Annotated in this window: 13 protein-coding genes; 10 read left to right on the forward strand and 3 right to left on the reverse strand. The window is 72.5% G+C overall.

Annotation, left to right across the window (positions count from 1 at the left end; genetic code table 11):
• Nucleotides 1-289 precede the first annotated feature (289 nt).
• The 9 genes from ACZ6EG_RS03450 to era all read left to right on the forward strand — a co-directional run bounded on the left by ACZ6EG_RS03450 (nucleotide 290) and on the right by era (nucleotide 7824).
• Nucleotides 290-1360 carry a M4 family metallopeptidase gene (locus tag ACZ6EG_RS03450; protein ID WP_391967943.1) on the forward strand — a complete coding sequence of 357 codons (1071 nt, stop codon included), beginning with the start codon at nucleotides 290-292 and terminating at the stop codon, nucleotides 1358-1360.
• A 21-nt stretch (nucleotides 1361-1381) separates the two neighbouring features.
• The gene (locus tag ACZ6EG_RS03455) at nucleotides 1382-1648 is read left to right on the forward strand and encodes a protealysin inhibitor emfourin (protein WP_391967944.1); all 267 of its coding nucleotides are present in this window, start codon (nucleotides 1382-1384) and stop codon (nucleotides 1646-1648) included.
• Nucleotides 1649-1693: 45 nt separating this feature from the next.
• A complete protein-coding gene (locus ACZ6EG_RS03460; protein WP_469601144.1) occupies nucleotides 1694-3019 on the forward strand; it encodes a GH1 family beta-glucosidase in 1326 nt (441 codons plus the stop codon).
• Between the two features lie 106 nt (nucleotides 3020-3125).
• Nucleotides 3126-4205: a PhoH family protein gene (locus ACZ6EG_RS03465; protein WP_391967946.1), complete on the forward strand. Its 1080-nt coding sequence runs from the start codon at nucleotides 3126-3128 to the stop codon at nucleotides 4203-4205.
• A 12-nt stretch (nucleotides 4206-4217) separates the two neighbouring features.
• Nucleotides 4218-4715 (forward strand): rRNA maturation RNase YbeY, encoded by a 498-nt coding sequence (gene ybeY / locus ACZ6EG_RS03470; RefSeq protein WP_356603262.1) that lies wholly within the window; start codon nucleotides 4218-4220, stop codon nucleotides 4713-4715.
• Complete coding sequence (locus ACZ6EG_RS03475) at nucleotides 4712-6016, forward strand: hemolysin family protein (RefSeq protein WP_361014481.1); 1305 nt, start codon at nucleotides 4712-4714, stop codon at nucleotides 6014-6016. Before ybeY ends, ACZ6EG_RS03475 begins: the two co-directional genes overlap by 4 nt.
• Nucleotides 6013-6372, forward strand: a complete 360-nt coding sequence (locus ACZ6EG_RS03480) for an MmcQ/YjbR family DNA-binding protein (RefSeq protein ID WP_384688372.1) — start codon at nucleotides 6013-6015, stop codon at nucleotides 6370-6372. The genes ACZ6EG_RS03475 and ACZ6EG_RS03480 overlap by 4 nt, the downstream gene beginning before the upstream one ends.
• 79 nt (nucleotides 6373-6451) lie before the next feature.
• Nucleotides 6452-6805, forward strand: coding sequence for a cytidine deaminase (locus ACZ6EG_RS03485; protein ID WP_356603268.1), 354 nt, complete (start codon nucleotides 6452-6454; stop codon nucleotides 6803-6805).
• 65 nt (nucleotides 6806-6870) lie between these two features.
• Nucleotides 6871-7824, forward strand: a complete 954-nt coding sequence (era, locus tag ACZ6EG_RS03490; protein WP_469601151.1) for a GTPase Era — start codon at nucleotides 6871-6873, stop codon at nucleotides 7822-7824.
• A gap of 22 nt (nucleotides 7825-7846) precedes the next feature.
• On the opposite strand, the gene ACZ6EG_RS03495 is transcribed toward era, so the two are convergent.
• Complete coding sequence (locus ACZ6EG_RS03495; protein WP_391968287.1) at nucleotides 7847-8977, reverse strand: carbohydrate kinase family protein; 1131 nt, start codon at nucleotides 8975-8977, stop codon at nucleotides 7847-7849.
• Nucleotides 8978-9406: 429 nt separating this feature from the next.
• Between ACZ6EG_RS03495 and ACZ6EG_RS03500 the strand changes: the two genes are divergently transcribed.
• Complete coding sequence (locus ACZ6EG_RS03500) at nucleotides 9407-10792, forward strand: MFS transporter (RefSeq protein WP_469601154.1); 1386 nt, start codon at nucleotides 9407-9409, stop codon at nucleotides 10790-10792.
• Nucleotides 10793-10795: 3 nt separating this feature from the next.
• Here ACZ6EG_RS03500 and ACZ6EG_RS03505 read toward each other — a convergent pair whose 3' ends face one another.
• Nucleotides 10796-11794, reverse strand: a complete 999-nt coding sequence (locus tag ACZ6EG_RS03505; protein WP_391967949.1) for an adenosine deaminase — start codon at nucleotides 11792-11794, stop codon at nucleotides 10796-10798.
• A 20-nt stretch (nucleotides 11795-11814) separates the two neighbouring features.
• Nucleotides 11815-12720 carry a ribonuclease Z gene (locus ACZ6EG_RS03510; protein ID WP_361014467.1) on the reverse strand — a complete coding sequence of 302 codons (906 nt, stop codon included), beginning with the start codon at nucleotides 12718-12720 and terminating at the stop codon, nucleotides 11815-11817.
• Nucleotides 12721-12723 lie beyond the last annotated feature (3 nt).

Consider the following 12723-nt stretch of genomic DNA (forward strand, 5'->3'; position numbering starts at 1 on the left):
ACGCGCACCACCAAGCTCCGCGGGGAGGGAGTCGGCCTCTACAGGCCCTCGCCGCGGCAGCTAAGGAGAAGCAGCCCGAAACGCATGATGCCCAGCACCTTAGCCGAGCCACGCCGGTCACGCGGGTGCGTATCAGTATGCGGGACCACGGAGGGGAACTGTGAGGGAATAGGGACAAAAAGTGCCGTATACCACTCGCCGCCGACCGGAGGGGCGCATTGGTCCCGGTTTTCACCAATCATGGTTGCGGGTGGTGACAGGTAGGTCACTCAGTGCGAAGGTGCCGGTCATGACGACCCACGGGGGCTTCGAGCCCGTCTTCTGCACCATCGTGCCGCCCCACGTCCTCGACAAGCTCGCCCAGCACGAGGACCCGGTGCTCGCCGGACCCGCTCGCCGGACGCTCCAGCGCGACGCCTTCGAGCGCACCCACCGCCGGCTGACCACGGTCATCGGCGCCCCCACCGTCACCCCGCGCGCCGGCGCCGAACCCGGGAAGCCGCACCGGACGGTCTTCGACGCCCGGCACGGCACCGACCTGCCCGGCAGGAAGGTGCGCGGCGAGGGCGAGGAGCCCGGCAAGGACGCCACCGTCAACCGCGCCTACGCGGGCCTCGGTGCCACCTTCGAGCACTTCCTGAAGGTCTACGGGCGCGACTCCATCGACGGCGGCGGACTGCCGCTGGACGCGACGGTGCACTACGACCGCGAGTACAACAACGCCTTCTGGAACGGCGAGCAGATGGTCTTCGGCGACGGGGACGGGGAGATCTTCCTCGACTTCACCGTCGCCCTCGACGTCATCGGCCACGAGCTGGCCCACGGCGTCACCCAGCACACCGCCAACCTGACGTACTACGGTCAGCCCGGCGCCCTCAACGAGTCGGTGTCCGACGTCTTCGGCGCCCTCGTCAAGCAGTACTCGCTCGGCCAGACCGCCGCCGAGGCCGACTGGCTGATCGGCGCCGGGCTGCTCGCCCCGCGCGTGACGGGGGTGGCGCTGCGCTCCATGAAGGCGCCGGGCACCGCGTACGACGACGACGTGCTCGGCAAGGACCCGCAGCCCGCGACGATGGACGACTTCGTGCGCACCGGCCGCGACAACGGCGGCGTCCACATCAACTCCGGCATCCCCAACCACGCCTTCTACCTGGCGGCCACCACGCTCGGCGGGCACGCCTGGGAGCGGGCCGGGCAGGTCTGGTACGACGTGCTGACCGGCGGGGAACTGGCGCAGGACGCGCTGTTCACGGACTTCGCGACGCTGACGGTGAAGGCCGCCCGGGAGCGCTACGGCGACGCCGAGGAGCTGGAGGCGGTCCGCAAGGGCTGGGAACAGGTCGGGGTGCGCACCCTGTAGTTCCGTACTAGACACGGACCCATGCGGATTCAGGTGAGGCGCACAGGAGGCTTCGCGGGCATCGAACGCCACGCGGAGGTCGACACCGCGGGACGGGCCGACGCGGACGAGTGGCACGCCCTGGCGGAGCGGGCCGCGGCCGACGGGCGGAGCACGCCGCCCGTCGGGGTGCCGGACGGGTTCAGCTACCAGATCACCGTGGACGGCAGGACGGTGTACGCCGCCGATCCCCGGCTGACGGACGGGCAGCGCAGGCTCATCTCGCGGGTGCTGAAGGAAGGGGCGTGACCACGGTCGTTGACTTCGCTCACCGGCGGTACGGATGATCCGCGCATGGCGACGCAACCGATACCCCGCTTCCCGGACGGCTTCCTGTGGGGCGTGTCGACCTCGGCGCACCAGATCGAGGGCGCGGCCCGCCTGCGGGAGCCGTCCGTGTGGGACGTCTTCACCACCGAGCCCGGACGGGTGAAGGACGGCTCCACCGCGGCCGTGGCCTGCGACCACTACCACCGCTACCGCGAGGACGTGGCGCTGCTGGCGGACCTGGGCGTGGACGCGTACCGGTTCTCGGTCTCCTGGCCGCGGGTGAACTCCCCCGGCGGCCTCGACTTCTACGACCGCCTCGTCGACGAGCTGTGCGCGGCGGGCGTCCGGCCGGTGCCGACCCTCTTCCACTGGGACCTGCCGGTGGGACTGGACTGGCTGGAGCGGGACACGGCGTCGCGGTTCGCCCAGTACGTGACGCGGGTCGCGGACCGGCTCGGCGATCGCGTCGGCAGGTGGATCACGCTCAACGAGCCGGCCGAGCACACCCTGCTGGGCCACGCCCTGGGCACCCACGCCCCCGGCAGGACGCTGCTGTTCGACGCCCTCCCGGCGGCCCACCACCAGCTGCTCGCGCACGGCCTGGCGGTACGGGCCCTGCGCGCGGCGGGCGCCGCGGAGATCGGGATCGCCAACTCGCACGGGCCGACCTGGCCGGCGTCGGACGACCCGGCCGACCGGGAGGCGGCGGACTTCTACGACCTCCTCCTGAACCGCCTGTTCAGCGACCCGCTGCTGACCGGGCGGTACCCGGAGGGCATCGCGGAGCTGATGCCGGGCGACCCGCGTCGGGTCGACGCCGACCTGGAGATCATCGCCGAGCCGCTGGACTGGTACGGCGTGAACTACTACGCGCCCGCCCGGGTGGGCGCCCCGCAGGGCGCGGAGACCGAGTTCGGGGGTTTGACGCTCCCCGCGGAGCTGCCCTTCTCGGTGCGCGCGATCGAGGGTCGGCCGCTGACCGACTTCGGCTGGCCCGTCGTGCCCGAGGGGCTGACGGAGCTGCTCACCGGCTTGCGCGAGCGCTACGGCGACCGTCTCCCGCCGGTCATGATCACCGAGAACGGCTGCTCCTACGAGGGGCTCGACGACCAGGACCGCATCGCCTACCTGGACGGGCACGTCCGCGCGCTGCACCGGGCCGTGGCGGCCGGCGTGGACGTGCGCGGCTACTTCGTGTGGTCGCTGCTCGACAACTTCGAGTGGGCGGAGGGGTACGCGCGCCGGTTCGGTCTGGTGCACGTGGACTTCGCGACGCTGGAGCGCACGCCCAAGGCCTCGTACGCCTGGTTCCGGGAGGTGCTGCGGGCGCAGCGGGCGCCGGTCGGATAAAACACCTCGGCGCTGTCGGCGGGGAGTCGTACGCTGGAGGCATCAGACCCGCCCGTCACGCGGCGCACGCCGCAGAGGAGGACTTGCAGGCCTAGAGCGCCGGCCCATGACTCAGACACCCTCAGCTCCCTCTCCCGCGCAGGGGAAGGCGAGAGCACAGTTCACCGTCCCCGCCCAGCACCCCATGGTGACCGTGCTGGGGTCCGGCGACTCCCTCCTGCGCGTGATCGAGAAGGCCTTCCCGGCGGCCGACATCCACGTCCGGGGAAACGAGATCAGCGCGGTCGGCGACACCCATGACGTCGCCCTGATCCAGCGCGTTTTCGACGAGATGATGCTGGTGCTCCGCACGGGGCAGCCGATGACGGAGGACGCAGTGGAACGCTCGATCGCCATGCTCAAGGCGAGCGAGAACGGGGAGAGCGACGGCCAGGAGACCCCGGCCGAGGTGCTCACGCAGAACATCCTGTCCTCGCGAGGCCGCACGATCCGCCCCAAGACGCTGAACCAGAAGCGGTACGTCGACGCGATCGACAAGCACACCATCGTCTTCGGCATCGGCCCCGCGGGCACCGGCAAGACCTACCTGGCGATGGCCAAGGCGGTGCAGGCCCTGCAGTCCAAGCAGGTCAACCGCATCATCCTGACCCGCCCGGCGGTCGAGGCCGGCGAGCGGCTCGGCTTCCTGCCGGGCACGCTCTACGAGAAGATCGACCCGTACCTGCGCCCGCTGTACGACGCGCTGCACGACATGCTCGACCCCGACTCGATCCCGCGCCTGATGGCCGCGGGCACGATCGAGGTCGCGCCGCTGGCGTACATGAGGGGCAGAACGCTCAATGACGCCTTCATCATCCTGGACGAGGCGCAGAACACCAGTCCCGAGCAGATGAAGATGTTCCTCACCCGGCTCGGCTTCGAGTCGAAGATCGTGATCACGGGCGACGTGACGCAGGTCGACCTGCCCGGCGGGACGAAGTCGGGTCTCAAGCAGGTGCAGGACATCCTGGAGGGCGTGGACGACGTCCACTTCTCCCGGCTGTCGTCCCAGGACGTCGTCCGGCACAAGCTGGTGGGCCGTATCGTCGACGCGTACGAGCAGTACGACAGCAGGAACGGCACCGAGAACGGCGGCCACAACGGCGGCCGGACACCGAGAAGCGGTGCCGAGGCCAAGGGGAAGTAGACCAGCACGACCATGTCGATCGACGTCAACAACGAGTCCGGAACCGAGGTCGACGAGCAGGCGATCCTCGACATCGCCCGCTACGCGCTCGCGCGGATGCGCATCCACCCGCTCTCCGAGCTTTCGGTGATCGTCGTGGACGCCGACGCCATGGAGCAGCTCCACATCCAGTGGATGGACCTGCCGGGGCCGACGGATGTCATGTCCTTCCCGATGGACGAGCTGCGTCCGCCGGCCAAGGACGAGGACGAGCCGCCGCAGGGGCTGCTCGGTGACATCGTGCTCTGCCCCGAGGTCGCCGAGAAGCAGGGCACCGAGGCAGCGACGCAGCACTCCATGGACGAGGAGCTCCAGCTCCTCACCGTCCACGGGGTGCTGCACCTGCTCGGCTACGACCACGAGGAGCCGGACGAGAAGGCCGAGATGTTCGGTCTCCAGGCGGCCATCGTGGACGGCTGGCGTGCGGAGAAGGGTCTGACCGGCCCGTCCCCGGCCCCGACCGTCTCATGAGCCTCCCCCTGATCGCGGGCGCGGTCGCCCTGGTCGTGGTCGCCTGGCTCGCCGCGTGCGCGGAGGCGGGGCTCGCCCGGGTCTCCAGCTTCCGCGCCGAGGAGGCCGTACGGTCCGGGCGGCGCGGCAGCGCGAAGCTCGCCAAGGTCGCCGCCGACCCGACGCGCTATCTGAACGTGGCACTGCTGGTCCGGGTCGCCTGCGAGATGGCGGCCGCGGCGCTGGTCACGTACGCCTGCCTGAAGCAGTTCGACGGCACCGGCGAGGCGCTGGTGATCGCCATCGCGGTGATGGTGCTCGTCTCGTACGTCGCCGTCGGGGTCTCCCCGCGCACCATCGGCCGGCAGCACCCCATGAACACGGCGACGGCGGCGGCGTACGTCCTGGTGCCGCTGGCCCGGATCATGGGCCCGATCCCGTCGCTGCTCATCCTCATCGGCAACGCGCTCACCCCCGGCAAGGGCTTCCGCCGCGGCCCCTTCGCCTCCGAGGCGGAGCTGCGCGCGCTGGTCGACTACGCCGAGAAGGAGTCGCTGATCGAGGCCGAGGAGCGCCGCATGGTGCACTCGGTGTTCGAGCTGGGTGACACCCTGGTGCGGGAGGTCATGGTCCCGCGGACCGACCTCGTCGTCATCGAGCGCTACAAGACCATCCGCCAGGCCCTCACTCTCGCCCTGCGCTCGGGTTTCTCGCGGATACCGGTGACCGGTGACAGCGAGGACGACATCGTCGGCATCGTGTACCTGAAGGACCTGGTCCGCCGGACGCACATCAGCCGGGACGCGGAGAGCGACCTGGTGTCCACGGCGATGCGGCCGGCGTTCTTCGTGCCCGACACCAAGAACGCCGGTGACCTGCTGCGCGAGATGCAGAAGGAGCGCAACCACGTCGCCGTGGTGATCGACGAGTACGGCGGCACGGCCGGCATCGTCACCATCGAGGACATCCTGGAGGAGATCGTCGGCGAGATCACCGACGAGTACGACCGGGAGCTGCCGCCCGTCGAGGAGCTGGGCGAGGACCGCTTCCGGGTCACCGCCCGCCTCGACATCGGCGACCTGGGCGAGCTGTACGGCCTGGAGGAGTTCGACGACGAGGACGTGGAGACGGTGGGCGGTCTGCTGGCGAAGGCGCTCGGCCGGGTGCCGATCGCCGGCGCCTCGTCGATGGTGGAGCTGCCCGACGGCCGTGAGCTGCGGCTGACGGCGGAGGCCGCGGCGGGCCGCCGGAACAAGATCGTGACGGTGCTGGTGGAGCCGGTGAACGCGGCGAGGCCCGTCGCGGAGGGTGCGTCGGAATGACCCCCGGCCGGCTGCGCGCGCTGTGCCTGTCCTTCAACGCGGCGGTGGAGGACTTCCCCTTCGACGCGGAGACCTCGGTCTTCAAGGTGCGGGGCAAGATGTTCGCGCTGTCCTCGCTGGACGCGCGCCCGCTCACGGTCAACCTCAAGTGCGACCCGGACGACGCGCTGCGGCTGCGCGCCGACCACCCGGGGCTGGTCGTCCCGGGCTGGCACATGAACAAGCGGCACTGGAACACGGTGACCGCGGACGGCGGCCTCCCGGACCGGCTCGTCCGGGAGCTGGTGGAGGACTCGTACGACCTGGTCGTCGCCGGGCTCCCGCGCGCCGACCGGCTCCGCCTCGACCGTCCCTGAGCACCGCCCACCGCACGGTGGTGTCCGCGGGGGCGGGGTGACCGGCGCGGCGGCCGGCGGCGCTCCGTATGCTCACCCCATGACCGAGACTCCCGCCCTCGACCCCGAGGACCGCAAGATCGTCACCCTGGCCCGTTCCGCGCGGGCCCGCAACGGTGTGCCCGAGGGGGCCGCCGTACGGGACGAGACCGGCCGTACGTACGTCGCCGGCACCGTCGCGCTCGACTCGCTGCGGCTCAGCGCGCTGCGCACGGCGGTGGCGATGGCGGTGGCGTCCGGCGCGAAGTCGCTGGAGGCGGCGGCCGTGGTGACCGCGGCGGAGTCGGTGTCGGACGAGGACCGGGCGGCCGTCTCGGACCTGGGCGGCCCCGGGACGCCGGTCCTGGTCGCCGCGCCGGACGGCACGGTCCGTGACACGGTGAGCGCGGGCTGACCGTCGCCGGCCCGACGGGCGACCGTGGTACGGCGGGGCTCCGGGGATCAGGGACAATGGGCGCCATGAGCGTTCGTACCCAGTCATCCGAAGAACCGGCCGAGGCTGTTCACCGGGCCGGCTTCGCCTGCTTCGTGGGCCGCCCCAACGCGGGCAAGTCCACCCTCACGAACGCTCTGGTCGGGCAGAAGGTGGCGATCACCTCGAACCGTCCGCAGACCACCCGGCACACCGTGCGGGGCATCGTGCACCGGGAGGACGCCCAGCTCATCCTGGTGGACACCCCGGGCCTGCACAAGCCGCGCACGCTGCTGGGCGAGCGGCTCAACGACGTCGTGCGGACGACGTGGGCCGAGGTGGACGTCATCGGTTTCTGCCTGCCGGCGAACGAGAAGCTGGGCCCCGGTGACCGCTTCATCGCCAAGGAGCTGGCGGCGATCAAGAAGACCCCGAAGGTCGCGATCGTCACGAAGACGGACCTGGTGGACTCCAAGACCCTGGCCGAGCAGCTGATCGCCATCGATCAGCTGGGCCAGGAGCTGGGCATCACCTGGGCGGAGATCGTCCCGGTGTCGGCCACCGCGAACCAGCAGGTGGGCCTGCTCGCTGACCTGCTGACCCCGCTGATGCCCGAGGGCCCCGCGCTCTACCCCGAGGGCGACCTGACCGACGAGCCCGAGCAGGTCATGGTCGCCGAGCTGATCCGGGAGGCCGCGCTGGAGGGTGTCCGGGACGAGCTGCCGCACTCCATCGCGGTGGTCGTCGAGGAGATGCTCCCGCGCGAGGACCGGCCCGCCGACAAGCCGCTCCTGGACATCCACGCCAACGTCTACATCGAGCGCCCCAGCCAGAAGGGCATCATCATCGGCCCCAAGGGCAAGCGCCTGAAGGACGTCGGCATCAAGTCCCGCCAGCAGATCGAGGCGCTGCTCGGCACCCCCGTCTTCCTGGACCTGCACGTCAAGGTCGCCAAGGACTGGCAGCGCGACCCGAAGCAACTGCGCCGCCTCGGCTTCTGAACCGGTCCCGCCGCCCGTTCGGTCAGGCCGGGCGACGGAAGCCGATGGTCGGTACGGCGCGGCGCAGGGGCCAGGGCGCCACCAGGTCGTCCGGGACCAGGTCCGCGAGGAACGCGTAGCGGCGCAGGGCCGCCGGGTCCTGGCCCGCCACGGACTGGACCTTGCGCCACCAGGTCGCGATCTCGCACCAGCCGGGCGCCGACAGGGAGCCGCCGAACTCCTGGACGGAGAGGGCGGCGGTGAGGCCGGCGAAGGCCAGCCGGTCGGCCAGCGGCCAGCCGGCCAGCGTCCCGGTGACGAACCCGGCGACGAAGACGTCCCCCGCGCCGGTGGGGTCCAGGGCCTCCACCTCGATGGCCGGGACCTCGGCGCTCTCCCCCGTCCGCCGGTCCACCGCGTAGGCGCCGTCCGCGCCGAGGGTGACCACGGCGAGCGGCACGTGCTCGGTCAGGGCGTGCGCGGCCTCGCGGGGGCAGTCGGTGCCGGTGTAGCGCATGGCCTCCTCCGCGTTCGGCAGGAAGGCCTCGCAGTGCGCGAGGTCCGGCAGCTTGGCCAGGTCCCAGGCGCCGGTGTCGTCCCAGCCGACGTCGGCGAAGACGCGGGTGCCGCGCGCGGCGGCCTGGGCGATCCAGGGGGCGCGGACACCGGGCGTCAGGGAGGCGACGGCGGCACGCGCGCGGGGCGGGCACTCGGGGGACGGCTCCTCGGGGGGCGGCTCGTGGCCGTGGGAGACCATCGTGCGTTCCCCCTCGTAGGCCATCGAGACCGTCACCGGCGAGTGCCAGCCGGGCACGGTGCGCGAGGGGCTCAGGTCGATGCCCTCGCCCTGGGCGAGGGCGTCCCAGCAGTAGTCGCCGTAGTGGTCGTCGCCGAAGGCCGCGGCCAGCGAGGTGCGCAGGCCCAGGCGGGCCAGCGCGGTCGCCATGTTGGCGATGCCGCCCGGGCTCGATCCCATCCCCCGCGCCCAGGACTCGGTGCCGCGCACCGGGGCGGAGTCGAGCCCCGTGAACACGACGTCGAGGAAGACGGTGCCGGTCAGGTACACGTCCCAGGGCGGGTCCTGCGGCGTGCGCAGGGCGGCGAGGGGATCGACCTGGGGGTGGTGGTGCCCCTCGGCGGGGACGTGGCGGTGCGTTCTCCCGTCGGCCGGCATGACGGGCATGGCGGGCCCGTCGGACGCGGTGGACACGGTGGACACGGTGGACGCTGTCACGGTGCGCTCCCTGGCATGGTGCGGACCCCGCCAGTGTGCACCACACCACCGACAACCCCGCGGCGTCCGGGCCGGTGCCGCGGGAGGCACGGCTGACGGCGGGTCACGAGGGGCCGGGCCCTCGCGGTGACGCGCGGTCAGGCCCGGTACGGAGGCGGCGGATCCGCTCGACGACCAGGCGGTTCACCGACGGCGGCCAGCGCTCCTACCCGACCCTGACGGACGTAAACGCGCATGTGATCCAGAACACACCCCCTCGCCTGTTTCACGCCTCCTCGCGCTTGATACAAATTGCCCGCGCGCACTGTCCGTCGACGGTCGTCGCCCCCCTCCTCTCCCGAGTCCCTTTCGCACGCCCTGGGAACGCCCGTGTTCGCCCCCCGCACCGCCCCCTGGCCCCTCGTCGCCCTGTTCACGGCCGGGTACCTTCCTCCGTATCTGCTGCCCACCACCGTCGGCAGACTCGACACCGGACTGCCGCTGACCGCCACACAGGCGGGTGCCGTCGGCAGTGCGCTGCTGCTGAGTTCGGCGACCGCCGGCTTCCTGCTCGCCTCCCGGATGCAGCGGCTCGGCGCCCGGACACCGGCCCGTTTCGGGCTCGCCCTGGCCTTCCTCGGCTACGGAGCCGCCTCGCTCACCACCGCCGTCCCCGCCGTCGTCGCCGGCGCGGTGCTGGGCGGCCTCGGCTCCGGTACGGCCATGACCGTCGCCGCGACCGGGATCGCCGCCATGGGGGTCCCCCCTCGCGAGGGTGTTCGAGCGTGGGGGAGGGACCCGCACCAGGCCTCCACGCTGGGCCTGCTGACCGTCTCCGCGCTGGCCGGCGCGGTGTACCTGACGGTTCCCCACCTCGGCCGGGCGCACGGCCTGCCGCTGGCCGCGATCGCCCTGACCGCGCTCGTGGTGTGGCCGCTGACCCGCCGGCTGCCGGGACGGGAGGCCGCGTCCCCGGCCGCCCACGGCACCGGGACCACCTCCCCGCTCCCGGGCCGCCGCTCGGGGCCGGTCCTCGCCGCGGCCGTGCTCTGCTGGTCCCTGGCACAGAACTCCCTGTGGGGTGTCAGCGGCCGGATCGGCCTCACGCAGGCCGGGCTCGGTGACGCCACCCTCGGCGTCGTGTTCGCCGTCGCCCTCGGCGCGGGGCTGCTCGGAGTGCTGGCGGCCGGCGCGCTCGGGCCGCGGCTGGGACGCGCGATGCCCGTCGGGGCGGGGACGGTGGTCATCGCCGGGTGCATCGCCCTGACCGCGTCCGCGACCACTCCGACGACCTTCGCGGCCGGGGAGATCGCCTGGAACACGCTGTACCCGGTCGTGCTGTCGTACCTGATCGGCCTGGCCGCCTCGCTCGACCCGCGGGGCCGCTGGGCGGTGCTCGTCGGGTCGGCGTCCTCGCTGGGCACGGCGGCCGGTCCGCTGACCGGCAGTGTGCTGTCCGCGCAGGCCGGATACCCGGTGATGGGCCTGGTCCTCGCCGCCCTGCTGCTCGTGGTGGCCGCGCCGATGACCGCCGTCGCCCTGCACACCGGCGGGCGCCCGCTGCTGCCCGGCGCGATCCGCCGCCGCGGTGGCACCCCGGCCGCCCTGGTCGCCGCCGCCACCGGCACGCCGAGCGGGGCCGTGCCCGAGGTCGGTGCCCCGGAGCAGCCGGTCGTGGAGATCACCGTGGACGCACCGGCCGTCCCTGTCCGGGGTGCCTACGACACGGCGGGACCCCGGCAGGCGGCGGCCGCACCGGGGGCCGGGGCGGGCTGAGCCCTACGCCGCCGGGAACGCGTAGGCCTCGACCTCGGCGAGGTAACTCGCCCGCAGCTCCTCGTCGTCCTCCAGGAAGGAGGCGAGGAAGGAGTTGCGGGCCAGCTCCCGCAGCCGGTCCTCGGTGAGGCCGAGCGCCTGTCGCACGGCGTCGAAGTTGTCGCCCGCGTAGCCGCCGAAGTAGGCCGGGTCGTCGGAGTTGACGGTGCATATCAGCCCGGCGTCCAGCAGGGCGGGCAGCGGGTGGTCGGCGAGGGTGTCGACCGTCCGCAGCCGCACGTTGGACAGCGGGCACAGGGTCAGCGGGACACGGTCGCGCACCAGCCGCTCGACCAGCGCCGGGTCCTCCACGCAGCGCAGGCCGTGGTCGATCCGCTCGACGCCGAGGACGTCCAGAGCCTCGGTGACGTACTCCGGCGGCCCCTCCTCGCCCGCGTGCGCGACCCGGCGCAGCCCGAGGGCGGCGGCGGCCTCGTACACCTCGCGGAACTTGGCCGGCGGGTGGCCCACCTCGGCCGAGTCCAGGCCGACGCCGGTGATCCGGTCGAGGTACGGCTTCGCGGCGTCGAGGGTCCGCAGTGCCGACTCGGCGGACTCGTCGCGCAGGAAGCACATGATCAGCCGGGTGGAGACGCCGTGCCGCTCCCGGCTGCGGCCCAGTGCCCGCCACAGCCCCTCCACGACCGTGCCCATCTCCACGCCCCGGACCAGGTGCGCCTGCGGGTCGAAGAAGATCTCCGCGTGCCGCACGCCCTGCGCGGCGGCGCGGGCGAGGTAGGCGTCGGCGAGGTCCTCGAAGTCCCGCTCGGTGCGCAGGACGGCCATGAGTTCGTAGTACAGGTTCAGGAAGGACTGGAGGTCCTCGAAGCGGTAGGCCTCGCGCAGCGCGTCGGTGTCCGCGTACGGCAGGGACACGCCGTTGCGGGCGGCCAGCTCGAAGGCCAGCTCGGGCTCCAGGGTGCCTTCGATGTGGAGGTGCAGTTCAGCTTTGGGCAGAGGCATCAGAGCATCGTACGGCGGTTTCACCGACGTTTCGGAACCGGGACGCGGAGCAGGTCGTGGGCCACGGTCAGCTCGCCCTCGTAGCCGGCCGCCCGGGCCTGCCGCTCGAACTCCCCGGGGTCCGCGTAGCGCTGGCTGAAGTGGGTCAGGACCAGGTGCCGTACACCCGCGTCCCGGGCTGCCCGGGCCGCCTGGCCGGCGGTCAGGTGGCCGTGGTCGCCGGCGAGGGTCTCGTCCTCGTCGAGGAAGGTCGACTCGATGACCAGCAGGTCGCAGTCCTCGGCGAGCGCGTGCACGCCCGCGCAGAGCCGGGTGTCCATGACGAACGCGAACCGCTGGCCGCGGCGGACCTCGCTGACCTCGTCGAGCGGGACGCCGTTCAGTGAGCCCTCGCGCTGGATGCGGCCCACGTCGGGGCCCTTGATGCCGTGCGCGGCCAGGCGGTCCGGCAGCATGCGCAGGCCGTCGGGCTCGGTGAGGCGGTAGCCGTACGACTCGACGGGGTGGGAGAGCCTGCGGGCGTCCAGGGTGTAGGCGGGGGTGACCGCGAGGGGGCCGTCGGTGTCGACCGGGGACTCGGTGAGCGCGACCGTCTCGCGGTAGGCGGTGGCGTACCGCAGGCGGTCGAAGAAGCGCTGCCCGGAGCGCGGGTAGTGGGCGGTGACCTCGTGCGGCACCCGGTCGAGGTTGACGCGCTGGATGACGCCGGCGAGGCCGAGGCTGTGGTCGCCGTGGAAGTGCGTGACGCAGATCCGGTTCAGGTCGTGGGCGGCGACCCCGGCGCGCAGCATCTGGCGCTGCGTGCCCTCGCCGGGGTCGAACAGGATGCCCTCGCCGTCCCAGCGCAGCAGGTAGCCGTTGTGGTTGCGGTGGCGGGTGGGGACCTGGCTGGCGGTGCCGAGGACCACCAGTTCACGTACGGACACGGC

It is taken from the genome of Streptomyces sp. NPDC041968 (assembly GCF_055589025.1).

Bases quoted from the DNA above. Each gene is read 5' to 3' on its own strand.
- ACZ6EG_RS03450 (WP_391967943.1), top strand. From the start codon at position 290: ATGACGACCCACGGGGGCTTCGAGCCCGTCTTCTGCACCATCGTGCCG.
- ACZ6EG_RS03455 (WP_391967944.1), top strand. From the start codon at position 1,382: ATGCGGATTCAGGTGAGGCGCACAGGAGGCTTCGCGGGCATCGAACGC.
- ACZ6EG_RS03460 (WP_469601144.1), top strand. From the start codon at position 1,694: ATGGCGACGCAACCGATACCCCGCTTCCCGGACGGCTTCCTGTGGGGC.
- ACZ6EG_RS03465 (WP_391967946.1), top strand. From the start codon at position 3,126: ATGACTCAGACACCCTCAGCTCCCTCTCCCGCGCAGGGGAAGGCGAGA.
- ybeY (WP_356603262.1), top strand. From the start codon at position 4,218: ATGTCGATCGACGTCAACAACGAGTCCGGAACCGAGGTCGACGAGCAG.
- ACZ6EG_RS03475 (WP_361014481.1), top strand. From the start codon at position 4,712: ATGAGCCTCCCCCTGATCGCGGGCGCGGTCGCCCTGGTCGTGGTCGCC.
- ACZ6EG_RS03480 (WP_384688372.1), top strand. From the start codon at position 6,013: ATGACCCCCGGCCGGCTGCGCGCGCTGTGCCTGTCCTTCAACGCGGCG.
- ACZ6EG_RS03485 (WP_356603268.1), top strand. From the start codon at position 6,452: ATGACCGAGACTCCCGCCCTCGACCCCGAGGACCGCAAGATCGTCACC.
- era (WP_469601151.1), top strand. From the start codon at position 6,871: ATGAGCGTTCGTACCCAGTCATCCGAAGAACCGGCCGAGGCTGTTCAC.
- ACZ6EG_RS03495 (WP_391968287.1), bottom strand. From the start codon at position 8,977: ATGCCGGCCGACGGGAGAACGCACCGCCACGTCCCCGCCGAGGGGCAC.
- ACZ6EG_RS03505 (WP_391967949.1), bottom strand. From the start codon at position 11,794: ATGCCTCTGCCCAAAGCTGAACTGCACCTCCACATCGAAGGCACCCTG.